This window comes from Streptomyces sp. AMJ-169 (genome assembly GCF_055597585.1).
The window spans coordinates 48,685-71,616 of the sequence record NZ_JBVLTJ010000001.1 but is presented as its reverse complement, the minus strand read 5'-3'; the positions used below and the strand labels follow the sequence as shown (position 1 = coordinate 71,616).

Genomic DNA, 22,932 nt, shown 5'->3' with positions numbered 1-22,932 from the left:
GGCCCGCGCCGCGTACCGCACGATCGTCGCCTGCCGGAGAACGGGAGAGCTGGGCACATCACACCTCGGTGAAGGTCGCGGCGGCGCGGGCGCGGCGCAGCACGGCGGTGAGGGCGACGGCGCCGGCGGCCCCGCCCGCGAGCCCCAGGGCGGTGATCACGGCGAGGGAGCCGGCCGCGCCGGACACCGGGCCCGGGGTCAGGGTGGCCCGCAGCAGGTCGGCGCTCCAGGACAGGAACACCGCGTCGGACAGGGGCCGCACCCAGGACGGCAGCATGCTGATCGGGACGAGGACACCGGCCAGCAGGTAGAAGGGGTAGGACAGGGTGTTCTGCACGAACCGGGCGTGCGGCGCGAGGACGAACAGCGCCGACATCAGGGTCGCGGTGCCGGCCATGGCCAGCGAGGAGACCACCAGGGTGAGGGCGAACAGCCAGGGGTGGGCGACGGTCACCGTGATCCCGAAGACGCCCCGGGCCACGAGCCAGACCTCGGCGACGCTGAGCAGGCTCAGGCTGGTGACGGTGCCGATCCGGGCGAGGACCAGTACGGCGAACCGCGCGGGGGTCGCCGCGAGGAGCTCCAGGGTGCCCCAGGCGCGTTCCTTGGCGATGATGTCGCCGGCGATGAGCAGGGCCATGTCCCACAGCGCCATGAGCACGGGCGCGAGGACGGCGTGCGCGGCGAGGTCGCGCCGCCCGGCGTGCTCGCTGAGGGCGAGCAGCACCACGGTGGTCAGCGGCGCGCGGACGAGGACGAGCAGCACGTCGGGGCTGGTGCGCGCGACGGCGAGCTGGAAGCGCACCGAGCCGGTGAACGTGACCAGGACGTCACGCAGCTCCCGGGCCGGCGCGGTCACCGGGAGACGCCCATCTTGCGCTGCCCGAACATCCGCACGTACAGCTCGCCGAGTCCCGGCGGGCCGGTGCGTACGGAGGTGACGCCGGCGTCCACGAGGTGGGCGAGGACCTGGCGGGTGGTGTCGGCGGAGTCGGTGTTCCAGCGCAGTTCGCCGTCGGCGCCCGGGGGTTCGGCGGTGACGCCGGGCAGCCGGGCGATGGTCTCGGCGGTGTCGGCGGGTACCTGTGCGGCGGCGACCCGGTCGCCGCCCAGGAGGTCGCGGGCGAGTTCCCGGGGGTTGCCCTCGGTGAGGATGCGGCCGTGGTCGATGAGGCTGACGGTGTCGCACAGGGCCTCGGCCTGGGCCATGTCGTGGGTGGTGATCAGCAGGGTGCGGCCCGCGTCGCGCAGCCGGGCGACGAAGTCGCGGAAGCCCGCGGCGGCCACCGGGTCCATGCCGGTGGTGGGCTCGTCCAGGAGCAGCACACGGGGGTCGCCGATCAGCCCGCGCGCGAGGTGCAGGCGCTGTTTCATGCCCCGGGAGAAGCCGTTCGCCCGGTCGCCGCCGCGGTCGCCCAGGCCGACCTCCTCCAGCAGGGCGTCCACCTTGGCGCGCAGCGGCCGGCCGTGCAGCCCGTACAGGGCGCCCCACAGCTCCAGATTCTGCCGCGCGGTCAGCCGCCCGTACAGGCCGTGGTCGCCGCCCAGGACGATGCCGATGACGCGGCGCACCGCGCGGGTGTCGGTGACGACGCTGTGGCCCAGGATGCGGGCGTCCCCGCCGGTCGGCAGCAGGGTGGTGGCGAGGATGCGGCACAGGGTGCTCTTGCCGGCGCCGTTGGGCCCGAGCAGCCCGTGCACCGCGCCTTGGCGGACGGTCAGGTCGACGCCGTCCAGGGCGGTCCGTTCCTGTGCCTGCGCGCCGCGCCCTGAGGTGAACGTGCGGCGCAGCGCGCGGACTTCTACGGCGGCATCGGTGGTGCTCACCGGGTCTCCTCCAGTCGGCTCAGGACGTCGAGCGCGGTGTCGTAGGCCTGGCGGGCGACGACTTCGCCGTCGACCAGGAGGTAGTCCCCGATGCGGGTGCGCAGCAGGCTGACGCCGTCCTCGTCGTGGCGCTGCGCGCGCGGGGGGCCCGGGCGCAGGCGCGGGGTGTCGTCCAGGGGCATGCCGTACACCGGGCGGCCGGACGTGAGGCGGGCGTCTACGGACGTGCCTGTGGCCGAGGGGACCACGGCCGCGCGGCGGGCCCGTTCGGTCTCGGCCGGGGCGCGCAGGGCGGCTGTGTAGGAGCTGACCGGGTGGTGCGCCGGGATCTCGCCCGCCGTCTCGGCGGTGTGGGTGAGCAGTTCCAGGAGTTCGGGGGCGAGCAGCAGGCCGGCGGCGGCCTCGGCGAGGGCGGCCGGGGCGGGGGCGCCGGGGTCCGCGAGGAGGACCAGCACGTCGAGGACGTCCTTGGTGCCGAAGGGCCGCTGGAAGCGTTCCTCCGCCAGGGCCAGCGCGTTCATGGTCCACGGGTCGTCCGGGAGCGCGGTGCGGGGCGGGACGGTCCCGGTCAGGTCGCCGTGGAAGGGGGCGGTGCTGATCTCGACGGTGTGCGGGCGGTCGTAGTAGACGTCCTCGGAGGGCCACAGCAGCCCTACGACGACATGGGCGGCGCCGGCGTGCGGGATCAGGGTGAGGTTGACGCGTTCCAGGGGGGCGCACCGCGCGACCACGGCGACGGCCCGCCACAGCTGTTCCTCGTCCGCCACGACCAGGTCCAGGTCGCCCACCGGCCGCATCAGGCCGCGCGGGTACAGGCGGGCCAGGGTGGGGCCCTTGAGGGGGCGGACGGGGACCTCGTCGGTGATCCGGCGCAGCAGGCCGGCGTAGCGGCGGGCGCGGGCGTTCGCGCGGCGCAGCAGGTCGCGCGAGCCGGTGCCGAGGCGTTCGCCCTCCGCGGCGGCGGCCGAGAGCACCAGGTGCGGCAACGCGGCGTTGACGGCGGCGGCCTGGCGGACGAGACGGCGTTCGCTGTCGTGCTCCTCGACGTCCAGGAGGCGGCGCAGGACGTCGAGCGTGATGACGGGCTGGATGCCGTCGTGCGCGGGGGCGGTCATGAGGGGTCCCCGGAGAAAGCAGGGTCCTTGGAGGAAGCAGGGTCCCCGGGGAAAGCGGCATCCCCAGGGAAAGCGCCATCCCTAGAGAGAGCCGCATCCCTAGGGGCGTCGGCCCGCCAGTACTCATGGTCGACGCTCCACCCCTGCTCCAGCAGCCGGGTGACGATCCGCCAGGTGTCCCGTCCGCCCGTCGCGGGGTCCTGGTCGGCGCAGTGGACGACATTGCCGACGATCGGCAGCCCGTCCCCCTGGCTGTACACAGCCGCCGCCCGGCTCAGGACGAGGGTGACCTTGCTGATCTCCTCCCCGGGAGCGACCAGGATGTCGACCAGTTCCGTCGTGCGCTCCCCGGTGACCTCGTCCTCCATGCCGGTCAGCACGGTCGCGTGCCCTAGGGAGCGTCCTTCGCGGCGGGCCACCAGGGAGACGCGGTTGGGCAGGGCGCAGATCTGCGCGGCCATGTCCAGGGCGACCGCGCGGGTGGTGTCCGCCCCGGAGTCGGCGGCGCCCTTGACGAAGGCGTCGGCGAGCCAGGCGCGCACCTGGTCGTCGTCCGGGCCCTCGGCGGGGCCGATCTCCAGGTCGTGCGCGGGGTCCGGGAGGGCGACGGGGTCGGTGCAGCGGACGTAGGTGAGGTGGCGGCGCCAGGGCGCGGGGAGTTCGGCGCCGGCCGGGGTGCGGGCCAGGATCGCCGTCGCGTCGGGGTAGCGCTCGTGCAGGGCCCGCCGGCTCGCGCGCAGCACGCCGGCGTCGGACAGCGCGGCGGGGCCCAGGTCCTGGACGAGGGCGAAGTGCTCGCCGGTGAGGGGGTCGGTGTAGGCGCCGGCCGTGAGGTCGGCCAGGACGTCGCGGGTCTTCATGACGCCTCCGGGCGGACGGCGACGACCAGGTTGTCGCGCAGCGCGGCGGCGGCGTCGGCGAGCTGCTGCGGTGTCACCGCGCGCAGTTCGGCGCGGCCCTGGTCGATGGACCAGGGCCGGGTCCCGGCGGCGGTGCGGGTGGCGAGCAGGATGGCGTGGTCCAGGGGGGCCTCCGCCTGGAGGACGAGCTTCATCTCGGCCTTGCGGCGCGCCGCGAGCAGGTCCTCGGGCCGCACCCGGTCCTCGGCGACGTCGGCGAGCAGCCCGCGGACGATGTCGACGAGCCGCCCGGCGCTCGCGGGCTCGACCCCGGCCAGCAGCCGCCAGATCCCGGTGCCGGTGTAGGCGCGGTCCCAGGCGGCGAAGGAGTACGACAGCGACTCCTCGCCGCGCAGCTTGCGGTAGAGCAGCGAGGAGGGGCTGGAGCCGAGGAGCGTGGCGAGCAGCTGGTAGGCGGCCCGGCCGGGGGCGCCCGTCTCGGGTGAGCGGCCCGCGAGGCAGACCCAGGCGAAGTCCTCGCCGGCGGGCCACGCGGGCACGCTGGTGTCCGGGGCGGGGAAGGCGGGCACGTCGACGGGCGCGGGCGCGGCGGCAGGCCCCAGGACGTCGGCCAGGGCCTCCTCGACCCCGTCCACGGGCTGCGGGCCCACCACGAACAGGCCCATCGGCCGGCGCAGCAGGGAGGCGCGGTGCTCGCGGACGACGTCGGCGAGGGAGAGCGTGTTGAGTTCGTCGATGCGCCCGCCGATCGGCCGGGACAGGGGGTGTCCGGGCAGCAGCTTCTCGACGACGGCGTCCTGCACGGCGTCGGCGGGGTCGGCGGCGGCCGTCAGCAGTTCCTTGACGACGACCTCGCGCTCGCGGTCGAAGAGGGCGGCGTCGTGGAGTTCGGGGCGCAGCACCGAGCGCAGCAGGACGGGGGCCGCCTCGCGCGCGTCCTCGGCGGCGACCTGCGCGTAGAACAGCATGGTCTCGGCGCCGGTCTCGGCGTTGGCCTGGCCGCCGGCCCGCTCGATGCGCTCGGCGAACGCGGGGCCGCCCTGCGCGGGCAGGGAGAACAGCAGGTGTTCCAGGAGGTGGGCGACGCCGCAGCCGCCGGCCGGGTCGTGGCTCGCGCCGTAGCCGACGGCGAGACAGATGCTGGTGGTGCGCAGCCTTGGTTCGTAGACCCCGACGACGGGAGGGGAGCCCGTCACGGGTGCGGCGGCCGGCACGACGGGTGCGTGGGGCATGTCAGCTGTGTCCTTTCCGCGCGGGGGGAAACAAAGCGCCGCCACGGGAAGTCCCGTGGCGGCACTTCACGCACTAGGGCGTGGTGTTTCGGGTTCAGGCCTTCTTGGCGACGACCTTCTCCAGGCGGGGCGAGATGAGGGAGACGGCACGACGAGTCATGTCATTTTCCTTTCATAAGTACCCTCGGGATTTTCCCGGGGGAAGGTCCGGCCGTTCGCTTCCGGTATTCCGGTGCGCCGGGCCGATGACAAATTTGTAGCAGCGCCGGTCGAGCCGGTTCAAGAGAAGATCGGCGACCGTTTCAATGAGTGGAACGGCAATTTCTGTTCCGTCTGGAGAAACACCCTCTCCCGCCTTCAGGGCAGGGCTGCTTAATGTTTTTCAGGCGGGGACCGCCGTATTGATCCCAGCGACCGCGCTGTATCCGTCCAGAGAGGATCCACCCGTTATGAAGCCCATCAAAGTAGCCCTCGCGGGCACGGGGAACTGCGCCTACAGCTTCACCCAGTTCGTCGCCCAGGCGCAGGCCGACCCGGAGACCCGGCTGCCCGGTCTCATGTGCCACACCCTGGGGGGATACCGCCTCTCGGACGTGAGCGTCGTCGCCGCCTTCGACATCGACGAGGAGAAGGTCGGCCGGCCGCTGCGCGAGGCGTTCACCGCGCCGACCATCACCGCGACGCGCTTCGCGGAGCTGGACACCGACGCCGCCGCCCCCGTGCTCGCGGCCCCGGTCCTGGACGGTCTGGACGGTCCGCTCGGCGCGGTCGTGACGGTCGCGGACGCGGCCCGCGAGGCCACCGCGGAGCACATCGCCAAGGCCCTGGTGGAGTACGAGGTGGACGTCCTCGTCATCGCCCTGCCCACCGGCTCAGCCCAGGCCATCCGCATGTTCGCGGAGGCCGCCCTCGCCACCGCGACCGCCGTGGTGAACTGCACCCCGGCCGAGCTGGCCCGCGACGCCGCGCTCAGCGCCCGGTTCGCGGAGGCCGGCGTCCCGCTGCTCGGCGACGACCTGCGCAGCCACCTCGGGGCCACCACCCTGCACACGGCGCTGGTCGAACTGGCTCTCAGCCGGGGCGTCAACGTGGACAGCAGCTACCAGCTCAACGTCGGCGGCAACACCGACTTCCTGAACCTGGCCGACCTGAGCCGCTCGGCGTCCAAGTTCACGTCGAAGTCCAACGCCCTGCGCGCGGCGGGCCTGACCGAGGCCGACGGCGTCGCGGGCCCGACCGGCTTCGTCCCGCACCTCGCGGACACCAAGCTGTGCTTCGCCAACATCAAGGGCACCTCCGTGCTCGGCTCCCGGGTGGAGATCGAGCTGAAGCTGACCGTGGAGGACAGCCCGAACGCCGCCGGCGTCATCGCCAACGCCGTCCGCGCGGCCAAGTCGGCCTCCGACCGCGGGCTGTCCGGCGCCGTCGACGGGCCCTCCGCGCTGCTGTTCAAGAGCCCGCGCCACGGCCTGCCCGAGACCGAGGCCCGCGCCGCCTTCCTCGACTTCGCCGCCTGAGCCGCGGCACGGCACGACCACACCCAGACGGACATCGCAGGGAAAGAAGAGGCAGTCCATGCTGTCGATACACAGGCGGGCCCAGTCGGTCGAGGACCTCTCCTACGAGTTGGTCGAACGCAAGGGGGTGGGCCACCCGGACACCATGTGCGACGCGATGGCGGAGCGCATGTCCCGCTACTACTCCCAGTACTGCCTGGCGGAGTTCGGTGGCGTCGCCCACCACTGGTTCGACAAGGTCACCCTGTACGGCGGGGGCGCGGACATCGACTACGGGCAGGGCGAGATCACCGCCCCGTACCGGGTGAAGGTCTTCGGCAAGGGCGCCTACCGCGTCGGCGCGCACGAGATCCCGGTGCAGGACATCATGTTCCGGGCCGCCGCCGACGTGCTCGCCGAGGTCACCACCGGGTTCGACCCGGCCCGTCACCTGGTGATCGAGCTGGGGATCGTCGACCACCAGGGGTCGGGGCGCGGCGTCTCGCGCTACCAGCCGGCGTCGGCCGCCGACCTGGTGCCGCTGCACGCCCCGGGCCTGGTCTCCAACGACACCAACCTGCTGCACGGCTACGCCCCGCTGTCCCGCCTGGAGACGGCGGTGCTGGGGCTGGAGAACCTGATCAACGGGGCCGACTTCAAGCGGCGCCACCAGGACAGCGGCTGGGACGTCAAGGTGTTCGGCAGCCGCCGCGAGGACCGCTTCAGCCTCGTCGTCAACATGCCGTTCCTCGCCGCGGACATCGAGTCGATGGACCACTACCTCGCCCGCAAGGCGCAGGTGCTGACGGAGCTGGAGGAGTACGTCGCGGGCCTGGGGCTGAGCGACTGCTCGATCCTGATGAACGCCACCGACCGCAACGGCCGCCCCTACCTGACCGCGCTCGGCTCGGTCGCCGACACCGGTGACGTGGGCGTCGTCGGCCGCGGCAACCGGGTCAACGGGCTGATCACGCCGATGCGCCCGATGAGCATCGAGGCCCCGGCCGGCAAGAACCCGCTGGACCACACCGGCAAGATCTACAACGTGATGGCGATGCGGCTCGCCCAGCAGGTGCACGAGGCCTGCGGCGGACCGACCCAGGTGCACATCTTCACCTCCAAGGAGGCCCCCCTGGGCAGCCCCGACGAGGTCGCCGTGTCCGCCGACGCGGACGAGAGCGTCATACGGGACCTGGTGGAGCGCGCGGTCGCCGGGTACGGGGATCTGACGGCCGAGCTGATCGAAAAGGGCATCACCCTGTGGTGAGTGCGCGTACGCCCGGCGCGGTGACGCAGGCGGACGCGCGCCAGCTGGTGACGGCGGCGCGCGTCGCCCGGCGGCGCGTCGACAGCGGGCCGGCGGCGCTCGCCCCGCCGGCCGCCGGGAGCCACTTCGCCGTGCTGGTCAAGCCCGAGGTGATGACCGGCGCGGCGGCCGGGGAGGCGCTGGCCGAGACGGTCCGGGTGCTCCAGGGGCACGGCGTCGGGGTCCGGCGCGGCGCCGTCCTCGCCGCCGGGGACTTCGTGCGCCGGGGGCAGCTGCTGCTGCACTACCCGCGGCTGCACCGGGTCGCGGCGGACGGCGCGCACGCCCTCACCACCGGCGCCCGCGACCTCCTGCGCGCCCTGCGGGCCGGCGGCGCGCCGGTGCTGGGCGCCTACGAGGCGCTGGCCCGGGAGGCGGAGCTGTCCCCCGGGGAGCTGGAGGCGCGCTGCCGGGCCGCGGGCATCGTCAAGCTCGGCTCCGGCTCCTACGCGTCGCGGGCGGCCGTCGGCGGGCGCGAGAGCGTCGTCCTCAACGGCTTCCTGCCGGCCCTGGCCGCCGGGTACACGGCCGAGGGGGCGCTGGTGGGGCTGCTGGAGTGCCACAGCCCGCGCGAGATCGAGGAGCTGCGTACGGCGGTCCTCGGCGAGCTGGACCCGGCCGCCGCCGCGCCGGACACCCTGCGCGGCGCGCTGGCGGCCGTGGCCCGGCGGCACGGCATCGCGCTGTCGCCCGGCCGCAACGCCGTCCATCTGTCGGCGGGGCACCTGGAGGCCATGTTCCAGGTGTGGCGCTGGTTCGCGGCGGCCGACGGCGACGGCCTGCGCGCCACCGCCCTCGGCGCGGCCCTGGCGGCGCGTCAGGTGCCGCTCACGGCCGTCGAGGCACTGGCCGCCGACCACAACCGGACGGCCGGGCCAGGACCCGGCACCTCGGCCCCGCACGGGGTCACGGAGAACCTGCGCCGCGACACGGTCCTCGACCTCGTGGCGCGGTGGGCCGCCGCGGACACCGCACGGCACCCGGACGACACGGAGAAGACATGCACCGAGACACACGTGGGCTGAGCGGACGCGCGGCGGTCGTCACCGGCGGCGCCCAGGGCATCGGCGCCGCGGTGGTGGAGCGGCTGTGCGCGGAGGGCTGCCGCGTCCTCGTCTACGACCGCAGCCCCGAACACGGCGAGAGCGCCGTGGCCGCCTGGCGGGCGCAGGGGTACGACGTCCGACTCGCCGTCGGCGACGTGACCGACGCCGGCGCGGTGGCCGCCGCCTTCGCCGGGCTGCCCGGGGACTGGCCGCGCCCCACGCTGCTGGTCAACCTGGCCGCCGGGTTCGTCTTCCGGGGTCTTGAGGCGACCGTCGAGGACTGGCGGGGGGCTCTCGACCCGACGATCATCGGGCTGTCGCTGGTGACCCGCGAGTTCGTGCGCGGCCTGCCCGACAAGGACGCGGGCGCGGCGGTCGTCAACATGGCGTCGATCTCCGCGCACATCGCGCAGAGCGGCTATCTGACGTACAACACCGGCAAGTCGGCGGTGCTCGGCTTCACCCGCTGCGTCGCCGAGGAGCTGGCCCCGCGCGGGATACGGGTCAACTCCGTCAGCCCGGGGACCGTGTGGAACGCCAACAACGAGCGCTTCCACCGGGAGGTGCTGGGCCTGGACCGGGCGAGCGCCGAGGCCGACCCGGAGCACGGCGGCAAGTTCCTCCTCAAGCGGTTCGCCGACCCCGAAGAGGTGGCCGCCCCGATCGTGTTCCTGCTCTCCCGGGACGCGGCCTTCATCACGGGCACCGACCTGCCCGTGGACGGCGGATACCTGGCGGTGTGACGACGTGATCGACCTGCACACCCACCACGAGCGCTGCGGCCACGCGACCGGCACCCTGCGCGACTACGTCACGACCGCCCTCGACAAGGGGATCAAGGTCCTCGGGCTCTCCGACCACACGCCCTGGTTCGCGGAGGAGGCGGACCACGCGATGCCGCGCGTGGCCATGGCCAAGTCCGCGTTCCCCGCCTACGTCGCCGAAGCCCTCGCGCTGAAGGAGGAGTTCGCCGGGAGCATCGAGATCCTGGTCTCCACCGAGGCCGACTTCTTCGCAGGCCGCATGGACCCCTACACCCGGGCGCTCGCGGGCCTGCCCCTCGACTACGTCATCGGCTCGGTCCACATGTTCGAGGGCCGGGACATCTTCGACACCGCCCGCTGGGACGGGCTGCGCGAGGACGAGCTGCCCGGCGTCAAGAGCCGCTACTTCAAGGCGGTGGCCGCCGCCGCGCGGACGGGGATGTTCCACGTCATGGGGCACGTGGACGCCCTCAAGGGCAACTTCCCGCGCCTGGCGTCCGTACCGGCGCCGGCCGCCGCCGACGAGATGCTGCTGGCCATCCGCGACTCCGGCGCGGTCATGGAGATCAACACCTCCGGCGGGACCAAGGCGTGCGGCGGCTGGTACCCGGAGCACGACCTCCTGGAACGCGCCCACCACTACGGCGTCCCGATCACCTTCGGCTCCGACGCGCACGTACCCGAACGGCTCTGCGACCAGTACCCGGACGTCGTCCGCGTACTCGACGGGATCGGCTTCCGGACCTGGACCGTGTTCCGCCGCCGCGAGCCCCGGACCCTGCCCCTGTCCTGAACCCAGCAGAACCTGGAGCGTTCCTCATGAGCATCACCCGCCTCCCGGCCGAGCCCGACGGCGCCCGCACCCGGCACCTGCGCGTCCGCGGTCTGACCGTCCGCCTGGTCACCGCGTCCGCCGGCGCCGACGCGCTGGTGTCGGAGACCTTCTTCCCGCCCGGCATGCTCGGCGTCACCGAGACCGACGGCGCGGACGGCGCCGACCTGACCGTCGTCGACCTCGTCCGCGACCCCGCCGCGATCCAGGCCCTCGTCGACGAGGCCCGCGGCGCCGCCCGCCCCGGCACCTACGAACTCACCCGGCACCGCCCCGAGCCCCGCTGGGACGGGGACGGCTGGACCCTGTTCGAGCTGCGGGACGCCAACTCCGACGAACTCGCCGTCCTCGTCCGCGCGGGCCGCCACCACACCCTGGTGCGTCCCGCGACCACCCTCGGCGACCGCTGGCTGACCCGCATCGCCCGGGACGTCGCCACCCGTACGGCCAAGGCGGCCGGCTCGCTCGTCCTGCACTCGTCCGCGTTCGTCCACGACGGCGGCGCCTACCTCGTGATCGGCGACTCCGGCGCCGGCAAGTCCACCACCGCCGTGGCGCTGGCCCGGCTGCTGCCCGACGCGGGCTGGATGGGCAACGACCGGATGCACCTGGACCGCACGGACTCCGGCTACGACGTGACGGCCTGTCCGCTGCCGCTGGCGATCAACAAGGGCTCGCTCGACGTCATGGGCATCACCGACTTCCGGTCCTGGGACCTGCGCGCGGGCTTCCCGCCGCCGGAGTCCGACTGGGACCGCTTCCACGGGGAGGACAAGCTGAAGCTCAGCTCCCGTGAGGTCGGCCGCTGTCTCGACGTCCCCGTCCTGCCGGAGGCGCCGCTGGCCGGCGTGGTGCTGCCCCGCGTCGACCTGGAGTCGCCCTACTCCTTCGGCCTCTCCACCCCCGAGCACACGGCGGACGTCCTCGGCCGCAACTGCTTCTCCCTCGACGACAACCTCTACGGCGAGGACTGGCTGGAGGTCCCGGTCACCGAACGCGCCGCACCGCCGTCTTTGGAGACGTTCCTGGCGGACCTGAGCAAGCTGACCGTGCTGCGCTGCTCGATGAGCGGGGCGGGGGACGCGGGGCGGTTGGCGGAGGATTTTCTGGGGGCTGTGCGGAGGTGAGGGGGGGTGGGCTGAGAGGGGCGGGCGGGGGCGGGGCTTGGGGATCGGCTTGCGCTGCGGCTTGGGCTTGCGCTTCGGCTTCGGCTTCGGCTTCGGCTTCGGCTTCGGCTCCGGCTCCGGCTCCGGCTCCGGCTCCGGCTCCGGCTCCGGCTCCGGCTCCGGCTCCGGCTCCGGCTCCGGCTCCGGCTCCGGCTCCGGCTCCGGCTCCGGCTCCGGCTCCGGCTCCGGCTCCGGCTCCGGCTCCGGCTCCGGCTCCGGCTCCGGCTCCGGCTCCGGCTCCGGCTCCGGCTCCGGCTCCGGCTCCGGCTCCGGCTCCGGCTCCGGCTCCGGCTCCGGCTCCGGCTCCGGCTCCGGCTCCGGCTCCGGCTCCGGCTCCGGCTCCGGCTCCGGCTCCGGCTCCGGCTCCGGCTCCGGCTCCGGCTCCGGCTCCGGCTCCGGCTCCGGCTCCGGCTCCGGCTCCGGCTCCGGCTCCGGCTCCGGCTCCGGCTCCGGCTCCGGCTCCGGCTCCGGCTCCGGCTCCGGCTCCGGCTCCGGCTCCGGCTCCGGCTCCGGCTCCGGCTCCGGCTCCGGCTCCGGCTCCGGCTCCGGCTCCGGCTCCGGCTCCGGCTCCGGCTCCGGCTCCGGCTCCGGCTCCGGCTCCGGCTCCGGCTCCGGCTCCGGCTCCGGCTCCGGCTCCGGCTCCGGCTCCGGCTCCGGCTCCGGCTCCGGCTCCGGCTCCGGCTCCGGCTCCGGCTCCGGCTCCGGCTCCGGCTCCGGCTCCGGCTCCGGCTCCGGCTCCGGCTCCGGCTCCGGCTCCGGCTCCGGCTCCGGCTCCGGCTCCGGCTCCGGCTCCGGCTCCGGCTCCGGCTCCGGCTCCGGCTCCGGCTCCGGCTCCGGCTCCGGCTCCGGCTCCGGCTCCGGCTCCGGCTGGAGTATCCGTCAGGGCATCGTCCTCGCAACCCTCCCCACGAGTTCCAGGTTCGCCCCCAGCCGCTCCCAGAACCGTGTCACCCAGTCCAGGTACCACTCGGCCTGGTCCGGAGCGCGGCGGGCCAGGGCCGTCACGTGCGGGTCCGTCGGCAGGAACCACATCGCCCCGGTGCGCGCCACGTCGACGGCGTCCGCCGGGGCGAGCCCCAGTGTGCGGTGCGCGGCCAGCAGGAACTCCGTCACCGCCCCGGCGTCCAGCTCGAAGTCCCCGCGCCCGCGCCGGCAGGAGAACCACAGCGCCTTGCCCGCGTCCACCGGCCGGTGGCTGAACCCGGCCTCGTCCCAGTCGATGACGCCGATACCGGCGGGGCCGGCGACGAGGTTACGGCCGTGCAGGTCCCCGTGCTTGACGACCGGCGCGTCCGTACGGGTCAGCCGTAGCGCCGCCGCCCGGAGTGCGGCGAAGTGCTCGTGGAGCAGCCGCGCGAGCGCCGCCCGGCCGGGGTCGGCCAGCTGTCGGGTGAGCAGCTGGGGGTCGGGGGCCGCCGCGCCGTCGGACAGAGCGCGGTCGGACAGAGCGCGGTCGGACAGAGCGCGGTCGGACAGAGCGCGGTCGAGCACCGCACCACGAGACGCCGCACCACTATGCGCCGCGCTGCTAAGCACCGCACCGCCAGGCACCGTGCCACCACCAGGCACCGCCCCACCAGGCGCCGCACCGCCAAGCACCGCCCCACCGAACCCGAGCCACGGGGAGACGTAATCCCCCACCAGCTCCCCAGCAGGCGCAAGCCCCACCGCCCGCTCCCTCAACTCCCCCAGCACCGCGACCACTTCCCCGACCCGCCCCCGCCCGTCCTCGACCGGCGTGCCCTCCAGGAACGGCCGTACGACCACGAGCCGCCGGCCGGGCGAGAGGCCGGCGTCGACCAGCGGCGGATACCAGGCGGCCCCGCGCAGCACCGCGTCCACCGCCCTGACCCGGCGCAGCCACAGCGCCCCCGACTGCTGCGGACCGTGCACCTTCACGGAGTACACCGCACCGCCGTCGACGACCCGGTACGAGGCGTTCAGCCCCCGCCCCTCCAGGAACTCCGCCCGCCCGGACAGCACCCGCCGATGCGCACGGACCGCGTCGAGCCCCCCGGTCACCGGACCCGCGCCTCTCGCCCCGCCCCGGCGTCGAGCCAGGCGGCGGCCTCGGCCACCAGCTCCTCCAGCGGCCGGTCACTGGCCAGCCGCAGCACGGGACAGCTCAGCCCGGCCAGCCAGCACTCGTCCTTGGTACGCCGGCCGGGCTCCGCGCTGTCCTCATAGCCGCGGGCCCACTCCAGGAAGTCGTGGTGCGCGTCCTCCATCTCGCCGCCGGGCGCGACCGCCGCCCCGTAGCGGACGGTGTCGCGCCGGCGCAGGCGCTCGATGCGGGCCTCCACATCGATGGTCAGGAAGAGCACGGCGTCCGCCTCAGCGATCACCTCGTCGCCCCAGCCGCGCAGCGTGCCGGACAGCACCCACGCGGCGCGCGGCACGAACAGGGACCGCATCAGGGGGACCCGCTCCTCCACCGGACGCTTGTCGGTGTAGGGCGGCGACGTCGGCAGCCACAGGTAGTCGTCGACGTCCGCGTGGGGCACCGCGTACCGGGTGGCCAGGGCGCGGCCCAAGGTCGTACTGCCCGAGCCGGTCGCTCCCGTGACCAGCAGCCGTTGTCCTGGCATGCGGCGCCCACCTTCTTCCTGATCGTTGCGTGGCCGGCGCGCTCACCATAGCCACGGGGAAGGGGGCCACCAACGGAGCGTTCCAGCAGGTGAGTTGCCCCATTCCGCAGCACCTGCCCCGCGGTTACGCTCCGGCCCATGTCAACTGCCCTGGTCACCGGCGTCTCCCGCGGCCTGGGGGCCCACCTCTGCCACGCGCTCAAGGCCGCCGGGCACCGTGTGCTCGGCGTGGGCCTGGCCGACGCTCCCGCCCACACCGCCCTCGACGCCTACCGCCGCGCGGACCTGCGCGATGAGCTCCCCGACGAACTGTTCCCCGGCGAGGAGGCGGACGTCCTGATCTGCAACGCCGGGGTCTACCTGGACGACCCCCGGCGCGGCTACGGCGACCTGTTCGCCCTGACCGCGGCGGACCTGCGCGCCACCTTCGACGTCAACTTCTTCGGCACCGCGCGCATCGCCCTGGCGCACGCCCCCCGGCTGCTCGCCCGGGGCACGGGCCGGGTCGTGTGCGTGTCCTCGGGGATGGGCCGGCTCCAGGACGCCGACGGGGCGTCGTTCGCGTACCGCTCCTCGAAACTCGCGGTCAACTCCCTCGTCCTCGCGCTGGCCCGGCAGTTCGCGGCGGCCGGGGACGACGTGTCGGCCTTCGCCTGCTGCCCGGGGTGGATCCGCACCGGCATGGGGACGGACGCGGCCCCGCACGACCCCGCGCGGGCGGCCCGCGACCTGGTGACCCTGCTCGACCTGCCGGCCGCGCGGACCAACGGGCGGTTCTTCCGGGGGACCCGGGAGCTCGGGTGGGACACGCGGGGGCCGCTGGTGGGGCACGCCCCCGGTCGCTGACCGGCGGGCCTTCCGGAACCGGCGTTCCGCTGCTGACCGGCGCGCCTTGCGGAACTGACGCTCCGCTGCTGACCTTCCGGAACTGGTGTTCCGCTCACTGAAATCGCCCCGGACGCCCGCCCCGGACGCTTGCCATGCTGGGAGCCACGAGCGTGCGCCGGTGTCCCTCCGCCCGGCATGAGCCGACGCCGTATCCGCCGCCGGCCCGCGCACCACACCGCACCACGAGTGAGGAGCCGGAGCACCATGCTGCCCAGCGGCCAGTACACCGTTCACTCGGACTTCACGAGCACCAGCCTGAGCTGCACCCCCGCGACCGCCGAGCGCATAAGCCAGTTGGTGGCCCCCTACCTGTCCGTCGCGGGCGGCCCGCGCGAGCCGGGCACCTGGCGGATCGCCGCGGGCGCGCAGCCGCCCGCCGAGGCGGCGGCGGAGTCCGTCGCCGCGCAGGGCGAGACCGCGGTGACCTACGCCGTCGACCACGGCCGCCAGGACTTCTACCACCTGGCCCCCGAGGGCGAGGCCTGGGAGGTGCAGTCCCTGCTGCGCGCCTCCCGCGCGGCGCACCGCTCGGCGGCGGCCCGCCAGGGGGCGCTGTTCCTGCACGCCGGGGTCGTCGACCTGAACGGCGTCGGCGTCGCCCTGGCGGGCGGCAGCCGCGCGGGCAAGACCACGTTCATCATGGCCTGCGCGCTGGCCGGCCACGGCCTCATGGTGTGCAACGACGACGTGAGCCTGACCGCCGGCCCGGACGGCGCCGTACGCGGCACCGGGTGGCCGCGCTCGGTCTCCGTCCGGCTGGACAGCCTGGACCTGCTCCTGGGCGCCGGGCGCGCGGCCGAGGCGCTGGCCTCGCTCACCCACCCCGCCAACGAGACCCTGCACACCCTGAAGGACTCGGGGGTGGAGCGGCACGGCACCGCCCTGTTCTACCCCTGGGAGTACGCGGACCTGCTGGGCACCGAGGTCCGGCCCTCCGCGCGGGTCGACGTCCTCGTCCACCTGGGGCTCACGGACGACCCCGGGGAGACCGGTCTCACCGAGGTCCCGGCGGCCGAGCGCGCCGAGCTCCTCGGCCGGCATGTGCTGAACCTGCCCAACAAGCACCTGAACGTCTTCGGGCACGAGCCCGCCGACGACACCGCGCACCGCACCCGGCAGGCGCTGACCGCCCTGCCCACCTACCGGCTGCGCTACCGCTTCCAGGACGCCCGCGAGGCCGCCGCCCGGTTCGCCGAACACTTCTCGGCCCTGCCGCAGGCGTGACCTGGACCGTCCTGACCTGGACCGTCCTGACCTGGACCGTCCTGACCTGGACCGTCCTGACCTGGACCGGCCCGGCGCCAGCGCCGGCGCCGGCCGACCCGACCCCGACCAACCTGAACCCCGGAGCCGCCCGGACGGCCCCCGCCCACCCCCACCCCGAGCAGAGGAGCCAGCCCCGTGCCTTCCTTCCGCGCCCACCTCGCCGCCGTGACCGGCCTGGACGACTTCGACGAGCAGGAGGTGCTGGACAAGATCCACCTGCGGGACGGCGACCTCCTGCTGCTGTCCGGCTCCCTCGTCGACGGCTCGGGCACCCCCTCCTCGGACTTCGACTTCTGTGTCGTCGCCGCCGAGCAGGACGACCGCTTCCACCGCGCGACCTTCCCGCGCGAGCGGCACATGCGCTACTACACCAGCGGCGACCGGGTCCGGGCGAGCTTCGACTACCTGCCCGGCAGCCTGCTGGGCGTGGACGTCGAGTACTGGACGGCGCCGGAGATCCACCGCATGCTGGCCGCCCACGGCGAGCTGTACGCGCACCTGCGCCGCCGCGCCCGCAAGTCCTCCGGCTTCGCCTCCTCCGCCGTGGACTTCCGCCTGCTGTCCCGGCTGACGTACGCGGTCCCGCTCACGAACCCGGACGCCTTCGCCGCCTTCACCGACGCGATCCGGCCCGGAGAGGTCGCGTACACGGCGTTCCGCACGGCCGTCGGCAGCTACCCGGACTTCCGGGACCTGGCCGGGATGTGGGCGCAGAAGGACTACGAGTCGACGCTGATCGCCGCCCGCAAGCTGGGCGTGGACACCTTCCGCGGCCTGACCCACGCCTACGGCAACACCAACCGCAACCCCAAGTACCTGGCCCGCTTCCTGGACCGGCTGCCCGCCGGACTGTCCGGCCTGACCGCCCGCTTCCGCCACCTCAACGCCTACGGCACCGGCGACCCCGGCCGCGCCGCCGGCGCCGTCCTGGAGTGGCTCGACCTCATCGACGCCGCCTTCGCCCACATCCGCGCCCGGCGTGACGCGGCGGACGGCTTCGTCGGCTCCGCGGACTGGCTCGGCCTGCTCAAGGGCGAGCTGCACGAGTCCATGCAGTGGAACGCCGAGCTGTCCAACGAGTACTCCTTCCGCGCCCGCGAGGCCGAGGCCGACGTCCCGGGCCTGCGGGACCTGCTCACCGCCCTGACGGCCCGCGCGGAGGCCGCGCACCGGCTCCCGCTGCGGGAGTGGGCCGCGGGCCGCGCCGCCCCGGCCGGCGAGGACAACAAGTCGGCCTGACCGCCCCGGCCGGCCAGCCGGCCCGGCCTCCAACACCTCCGCCCCACCAAGGGAGTTAGCCGTGTGCCGCATCTACGGCCATTTCGGGCACCCGCTCGCGGTGCACGCCCTCGACGCCGCGCGGGACGCCCAGCTGCCCGGCGGCCCCGACCGGCAGACCAGTGCGCGCGGCCCCGGCTGGGCGCTGGGCTGCAACCGGCTGTCCATCCAGGACCCCGCCCACGGCGACCAGCCCTTCAGCAACGCCGACGGGTCGGTGCACGCCGTGTTCAACGGCGAGATCTACAACTTCCGCGCGATCCGCGAGGAACTGGCCGCGCACGGCGTGCGGATCGACGGCGACTCCGACGGGTCGGTCCTCGTCCCGTACTACGAGCTGCACGGTGACGGCTTCGCCGACCGGCTCGAAGGCATGTACACCATCGCCCTCGTGGATCTGCGCGGCGGGCGGCGGCTGAAGCTGTGGTGCGACCCGCTGGCGGTCAAGAGCCTCTACTACCGGGCGACTTCGGAAGGTGTCCTGTTCTCCTCTGAGCAGTCCGGTCTCGCCGCCATGGACCCGGCGCGGCCCGGGATCGACCGGCACGCGGTCGACCGCTACTTCACCTGGCAGTCCCTGCCCTCGGGCACCTCCTGGTACGCGGGCGTGGCGACCCTGGGCCCCGGCGAGCGCCTGACGCACGACGGCACCCGGGCCGTCCTGCACACCCCGGCCCGGCCGGCCCCGGAGACCGGGGACCCCGGGCCCTCGGCGACGCAGCTGCGCGGTCTGCTGGAGCACGAGGTCGAGCTGATGAGCTTGCAGGGCACTCCGGTGGCCGTCCAGGTCTCCGGCGGGCTCGACTCGGCCGTCCTCGCCACGCTCCTGAAGCGGCGGCGGCCCGACGTCACCGGGTTCCACATCACCCATGAAGGGGTGCACGACTCGGACGAGGAGGTCCACGCCCGCGCGGCGGCGGCCCACGCCGGGGTGGAGCTGGAGGTGATCGAGGTCCGGGAGGCCGAACTGACCGAGCTGCTCCCGCAGATGGTGACGGCCCTGGGCACCCCCAACGCGACCCCGCACGCCCTGAGCGCGTACGTCCTGTTCCGGGAGATCTCCCGGCGGGGCTTCCGCGTCTGCTTCACCGGGGACGGCGCCGACGAGCAGTTCGGCGGCTACCGCCGCTACAGCACCGCCCTGGGCCACGGCGACGGCTGGCAGGACCGCTACCTGGACCGCGTCTCCCTCCTCCCCCGGGAGGAGTACTACGCCCTCTACTCCGCCGAGTACCGCGCCTTCCTGGCCGCCGGCGAGGACAGCCGCCAGGAGGCCAGGGCGCTGCTGGACGAGCCGGGCCCCACGCGCCTCGAACAGCTCCTCCAGTTCGACCGCGTCCACAAGCTCCCGGCCCTCAACCTGCGCAAGCTCGACCACCTCTCGATGGCCCACTCGGTCGAGGCGCGCGTCCCGTACTGCCAGCCGTCGGTGACCCGCCTCGCCCGCCGGTCCCCGGACCGGGCCAAGATCGACGGCTCCCGGCGCAAGGCCCTGCTCTACGACGCCGCGGCCGAACTGGCGCCCGGGCAGGTCCTGCACCGGGCCAAGCAGCCCTTCACCTTCCCCGTGGACTCGTTCCTGGCGCCGGGCGCCAAGCTGTCGGCCTTCGCGGCGGACGTGCTGGCCCGCCCGCGCCTGTGCGCCGACGGCTACCTGGACCCGCAGGCGGTGCGGCGCGTCCTGGACGAGCACGGCCGGGGCGCCGGCCACTCCCGCCTGGTCTGGGCCCTCATGGTCCTGGAGCTGTCCCTCCGGGAGCACACGCCCCACTGACGGCGCTCCCCCGGGCACGCGCCCCGCTGACGGCCGGCTCACAGCCGCTCCCCCGGGTCGGTCAGCCGATGGAGATCGGCCGGGAGCGCCCGCCCCGCCCGCCGCAGCTCGTGCGCGTACGCCTCCGCCATCCGCACCAGCTCCGGCTCCCGCCGGCGCGCGGGCAGTTCGGCGACGACGGCCAGGGGGACTCCGGTGTGCAGGCACTTCAGGACCGCCTGCCGCCACGCGTCCATGTCCAACGCGCGGGCGCCGTACGGGCCGAGGGCGGCGGCCAGCAGCCGGGGGTCGTTGGTGCGCAGCGCGTCCAGCGACAGTGGGACGGCGTGTTCCCCGACCGGCAGCAGCGCCAGCGCCCGCAGCACGCCCCGCCGTTCCGCCGCGTCCCCGTGCCGGTAGAGCGCTTCGGCGAGCTCCGCCAGGGGGCGTCCGGTGCGGGGCACGGCGGCCAGCAGCAGGGCGCGGGCGGCGTCGTCCACGGTCCACGCCAGCGTCTCGTACGGCACGTCGGCGAGCGGCGGCGGGCCGCCGTCCGGCCAGGGCAGGACGCCGCGCCCGCATCTGCGGCCGGCCTCGGGGAACGACCGGGCGAGGCTCCCGGGATCAGCGCGGGCCCGGCTCAGCGCGCCCCGCAGCCAGGCCCGGCCCGCGGGTTCGAGGCGCTGCACGAGAGCGTCGTGAAGGGGCTCCTCGGCCGGCCGGGCGGCGTTGCCGAGGACAGCGGTCACCAGCGCCTCGAGCCGGGTCGGCCTCGGCTGGACTTCCTTGCGTACGAGCGGAGTCGGCCACATGTCTCGCGTCCTTCCTTGCCGGCGGGGGCGATGGGGTGCCGGGCAGTCTAGAAGGGGATCGGAAGCCGCCGGGTAAACGGTTCACGCGTTAACCCGATCGGGTGAACAGAGATCCGGCCGTTCCGTTCCCGGGAGACGACAGAAAAAAGCTTCCTGCTGTGCTGCCGCACGGAATACGGCAATGAGCGTATTAGCTCCGCACTTCCCTCCGGGCCCTTGCCGAACCGCGTGCGGGCGCGCTTGCGTAGGGGGCACGGCCCCACGCTCCTACTCCGAAGGCGGAATCGCATGGTCGGTGACCTGACCCGTTTCTCGCGGCGCGATCCAGCGGAAGAGGAAGTTCCCGATCCCACCCCGGAACAGACCCGCTCGCTGCTCGAACTGGCGTCCGGCGGCGGCTCGTTCCCCACGCTCTCCCTGGAAGTGACGTATGCGCAGTGGCAGCAGATCTGGGCCGCACTGAAAAGCAACCCCGATGTGGCGCATCTGCGGCTGACCGTGAACGGGACTCCGGTCGTCATCGGAATCGCCGCCCCGCAGCCGGAACTCACCCAGCCCTGCCCGTCGTAACTCCCGTGCGGAAAGAGACCGATCGTGAGTGTGCTCTCCACCCCCCGCGTCTTCTTCCAGGGGAAATCGTCCTGGAATCCGGCCACGATGAACAACAACGACCTGTGGCCGACGTTCGACATGACCAATGGCGAGCTGAACTGGGATCTGCTCGCCGCGCAGGATCCGCCGATCACCCCGGCGAACGTACGGACCGAATTCCCCAAGTGGGCGCTGACTCCGCAGCCTTTCGAGATCCCGGGCGGCAACAAATCCTGTCAGCCGCCGTGTGAATGGAACTATTACGGCGGCAGCAGCTGGTGGCTGCACACCGACGACGAGCCGACGGTGGTCACGGGCGTGCAGTACGAGGTCGGCGGCCCGGTGCACAGCGACAGGGCCGACCCCTTGATCGGCGCGGTCCTGGACCTGGTCGGCGACGCGTACCCGGGTTCGGAGTTCCCGACCCAGCCGCGGATGCTGGACAACAACCCGGACTCCTCCTGGAGCACGACGTTCCTCGCGCGCGCGTTGCGCGTCGGCACGAAGACGGCGCCGGAGCGGCTGATCCGGGGCACGGTGGTGCCGGGTACGTGGCTGAGCTCCCGCTGGCTGCACTACGGCCGCAATCTGAACCTCACCGGCAAGGTGACCTCGGCGGGCGTCGGCGGCTCGCTCCAGCAGACGTGTCTGCCCAAGGAGGCCCTGCGGCTGGAGTCCGACGGGACGAGCCCGGCGCTCGAGGCGCTCGCGGCGGGCCTGCGCTCGGACGACGTACGCGGTCTAATGGTCCGCTTCACCGCCTACCTGACCGTCTACTTCACCGCCCCGGCCGTCAAGGACCTCCAGGGTCTCGGTACGACGGAGCGGTACGCGCGGCTGACGAAGCTGTGGCGGGATCAGCTGGCGTCCGGTCAGATGCCGGCGCAGAACCCGGCGGTGTCGCGGGTCGTGGGCTCGATCGGGCTGTGGAAGGGCGACGAGACGGTCACCGTCCCGGGCGGCCGGTACCTGGCGGCCAACGCGACGACCCCGGTGGAGGTGCGGCAGCAGAAGCGGCAGGTCTGGCTGGGCTGCGCGGCCCTGGAGACGAGCACCCGCGCGGGCAAGCGGTTCGCGAGCCTCGACCTGACGAACACGGTCCCCGAGCTGGACGAGTCCTGCGAGAAGGTGCCCCTGGGTGACCTCAAACTCCTCCTGGAGCCGCAGGGTTCGGGGACCCCCAGGACGGTGGCCACACTCCCCCAGAGCGCGTACCAGAAGGCGCCGTACGAGGAGCGCGCGGGCATCGTCGACGTCGAACTCGACGCCACCGGCGAGCAGCTCGCGGCCGGCAACTTCGTCCTGGTGCGCGACCGCGCGGGCGGCCAGGACCGGCTCCTGGTCGAACAGAGGCTGACGGCGTGGTGCGAGAACCGGGGCCTGTACGTCGACCAGAACGCGAGCAACACCCTGACCGTCGAGGTGCGCGACCGGGGCGCGATCCCCGAGAGGCCCACCCTGGTGCTGCTCCAGCAGTACGTCCCGACGCCGCCCCCGCCGGCCCCCGGCGACTACCTGAAGCGCGCGGAGCCCGCCGAGGAGCCGGTCCGCTTCCGCCGCGGGCCGGGCGAGTCCCGCACCGGGATCCTGTCCGTGCGCGACGGCCGCGCCACCGTCACCTTCGACAGCGTGCGCCCCGGATTCCCGCTGATCGCCTTCTTCCCGTATTTCACCGACGCCGCCCAGCCCGTCCCGCCGGATTTCCTCCCGCCGTTCGGACAGCAGCTGAACGGCTTCATGTCGGCGTACTACAGCACGGTCCGCGTCCTCCCCTTCGACGACGCCCTCCCGTCCCGTTTCCAGGAACTCCTGGACACCACGGGCAACGACCCGGACGCGGCCTGGGAGTTCGTGTACCAGCGGGTGCTTTATATGTACGACGCCGTGTACCCGGTCATGCGGTATTACGGCAGTCTGGATCTCGGGGATCGTAAATCGGTGGACCGGAACATCGATCTGATCGTCCAGCTCTGTGCACCGGAAATGCTGGACTCCTCGCTGTACATGCCGGCGTCCCGCGATCTGTCCCAGGGAAAGCGGACGGTGCTGAGGATGTACCGGGATCTGCTGCACTCGGGCGCGTGAGCCCGTCCCCCTCCAGAAAGCCAGCGA

General features: G+C 73.9%; 20 protein-coding genes. 12 read left to right on the top strand and 8 right to left on the bottom strand.

The window, feature by feature from the left end:
• Positions 1-58: 58 nt before the first annotated feature.
• From ACYUD3_RS00305 to ACYUD3_RS00285, 5 genes are read right to left on the bottom strand one after another with little or no spacing between them, the layout of a single operon-like run.
• The gene (locus ACYUD3_RS00305) at positions 59-859 is read right to left on the bottom strand and encodes an ABC transporter permease (RefSeq protein ID WP_470961505.1); all 801 of its coding nucleotides are present in this window, start codon (positions 857-859) and stop codon (positions 59-61) included.
• The gene (locus tag ACYUD3_RS00300) at positions 856-1,827 is read right to left on the bottom strand and encodes an ABC transporter ATP-binding protein (RefSeq protein ID WP_470961502.1); all 972 of its coding nucleotides are present in this window, start codon (positions 1,825-1,827) and stop codon (positions 856-858) included. Before ACYUD3_RS00300 ends, ACYUD3_RS00305 begins: the two co-directional genes overlap by 4 nt.
• The gene (locus ACYUD3_RS00295) at positions 1,824-2,942 is read right to left on the bottom strand and encodes a nucleotidyltransferase family protein (protein ID WP_470961499.1); all 1,119 of its coding nucleotides are present in this window, start codon (positions 2,940-2,942) and stop codon (positions 1,824-1,826) included. The genes ACYUD3_RS00300 and ACYUD3_RS00295 overlap by 4 nt, the downstream gene beginning before the upstream one ends.
• The gene (locus ACYUD3_RS00290) at positions 2,939-3,802 is read right to left on the bottom strand and encodes a hypothetical protein (RefSeq protein WP_470961496.1); all 864 of its coding nucleotides are present in this window, start codon (positions 3,800-3,802) and stop codon (positions 2,939-2,941) included. Before ACYUD3_RS00290 ends, ACYUD3_RS00295 begins: the two co-directional genes overlap by 4 nt.
• Positions 3,799-5,034 (bottom strand): M16 family metallopeptidase, encoded by a 1,236-nt coding sequence (locus ACYUD3_RS00285; protein WP_470961493.1) that lies wholly within the window; start codon positions 5,032-5,034, stop codon positions 3,799-3,801. Before ACYUD3_RS00285 ends, ACYUD3_RS00290 begins: the two co-directional genes overlap by 4 nt.
• 449 nt (positions 5,035-5,483) lie before the next feature.
• Between ACYUD3_RS00285 and ACYUD3_RS00280 the strand changes: the two genes are divergently transcribed.
• The 6 genes from ACYUD3_RS00280 to ACYUD3_RS00255 are packed head-to-tail and all read left to right on the top strand — an operon-like array spanning position 5,484 to position 11,605.
• Entirely contained in the window at positions 5,484-6,551 is a 1,068-nt protein-coding gene (locus ACYUD3_RS00280; protein ID WP_470961490.1) for an inositol-3-phosphate synthase, read from the top strand.
• A gap of 58 nt (positions 6,552-6,609) precedes the next feature.
• Positions 6,610-7,797, top strand: a complete 1,188-nt coding sequence (locus ACYUD3_RS00275) for a methionine adenosyltransferase (RefSeq protein WP_470961487.1) — start codon at positions 6,610-6,612, stop codon at positions 7,795-7,797.
• Positions 7,794-8,861, top strand: a complete 1,068-nt coding sequence (locus ACYUD3_RS00270) for a hypothetical protein (RefSeq protein ID WP_470961484.1) — start codon at positions 7,794-7,796, stop codon at positions 8,859-8,861. Before ACYUD3_RS00275 ends, ACYUD3_RS00270 begins: the two co-directional genes overlap by 4 nt.
• Positions 8,837-9,625, top strand: coding sequence for an SDR family NAD(P)-dependent oxidoreductase (locus ACYUD3_RS00265; RefSeq protein WP_470961481.1), 789 nt, complete (start codon positions 8,837-8,839; stop codon positions 9,623-9,625). The genes ACYUD3_RS00270 and ACYUD3_RS00265 overlap by 25 nt, the downstream gene beginning before the upstream one ends.
• A 4-nt stretch (positions 9,626-9,629) precedes the next feature.
• Positions 9,630-10,439, top strand: coding sequence for a histidinol-phosphatase (locus ACYUD3_RS00260; RefSeq protein WP_470961478.1), 810 nt, complete (start codon positions 9,630-9,632; stop codon positions 10,437-10,439).
• 26 nt (positions 10,440-10,465) lie between these two features.
• Entirely contained in the window at positions 10,466-11,605 is a 1,140-nt protein-coding gene (locus ACYUD3_RS00255) for a hypothetical protein (RefSeq protein WP_470961475.1), read from the top strand.
• A 918-nt stretch (positions 11,606-12,523) separates the two neighbouring features.
• Here the strand turns inward: ACYUD3_RS00255 and ACYUD3_RS00250 are convergent.
• Positions 12,524-13,666, bottom strand: coding sequence for a phosphotransferase (locus tag ACYUD3_RS00250; protein WP_470961472.1), 1,143 nt, complete (start codon positions 13,664-13,666; stop codon positions 12,524-12,526).
• Positions 13,663-14,232 carry a P-loop NTPase family protein gene (locus ACYUD3_RS00245; protein ID WP_470961469.1) on the bottom strand — a complete coding sequence of 190 codons (570 nt, stop codon included), beginning with the start codon at positions 14,230-14,232 and terminating at the stop codon, positions 13,663-13,665. Before ACYUD3_RS00245 ends, ACYUD3_RS00250 begins: the two co-directional genes overlap by 4 nt.
• A gap of 138 nt (positions 14,233-14,370) precedes the next feature.
• On the opposite strand from ACYUD3_RS00245, the gene ACYUD3_RS00240 reads away from it, so the two are divergent.
• From ACYUD3_RS00240 to asnB, 4 genes are all read left to right on the top strand, one after another.
• Positions 14,371-15,078, top strand: a complete 708-nt coding sequence (locus ACYUD3_RS00240) for an SDR family NAD(P)-dependent oxidoreductase (protein WP_470961466.1) — start codon at positions 14,371-14,373, stop codon at positions 15,076-15,078.
• 246 nt (positions 15,079-15,324) lie between these two features.
• The gene (locus ACYUD3_RS00235; RefSeq protein ID WP_470961463.1) at positions 15,325-16,344 is read left to right on the top strand and encodes a hypothetical protein; all 1,020 of its coding nucleotides are present in this window, start codon (positions 15,325-15,327) and stop codon (positions 16,342-16,344) included.
• A gap of 177 nt (positions 16,345-16,521) precedes the next feature.
• Positions 16,522-17,625, top strand: a complete 1,104-nt coding sequence (locus tag ACYUD3_RS00230; RefSeq protein WP_470961460.1) for a hypothetical protein — start codon at positions 16,522-16,524, stop codon at positions 17,623-17,625.
• Positions 17,626-17,686: 61 nt separating this feature from the next.
• Positions 17,687-19,438: an asparagine synthase (glutamine-hydrolyzing) gene (asnB, locus tag ACYUD3_RS00225; protein WP_470961457.1), complete on the top strand. Its 1,752-nt coding sequence runs from the start codon at positions 17,687-17,689 to the stop codon at positions 19,436-19,438.
• Positions 19,439-19,476: 38 nt separating this feature from the next.
• On the opposite strand, the gene ACYUD3_RS00220 is transcribed toward asnB, so the two are convergent.
• A complete protein-coding gene (locus ACYUD3_RS00220; RefSeq protein ID WP_470961454.1) occupies positions 19,477-20,229 on the bottom strand; it encodes an EboA domain-containing protein in 753 nt (250 codons plus the stop codon).
• A gap of 288 nt (positions 20,230-20,517) precedes the next feature.
• Here ACYUD3_RS00220 and ACYUD3_RS00215 point away from each other — a divergent pair, with 288 nt between their 5' ends.
• Together ACYUD3_RS00215 and ACYUD3_RS00210 are read left to right on the top strand one after the other, a co-directional pair.
• Positions 20,518-20,799, top strand: a complete 282-nt coding sequence (locus ACYUD3_RS00215; protein ID WP_470961451.1) for a hypothetical protein — start codon at positions 20,518-20,520, stop codon at positions 20,797-20,799.
• Positions 20,800-20,823: 24 nt separating this feature from the next.
• Complete coding sequence (locus ACYUD3_RS00210; protein WP_470961448.1) at positions 20,824-22,905, top strand: hypothetical protein; 2,082 nt, start codon at positions 20,824-20,826, stop codon at positions 22,903-22,905.
• Positions 22,906-22,932 lie beyond the last annotated feature (27 nt).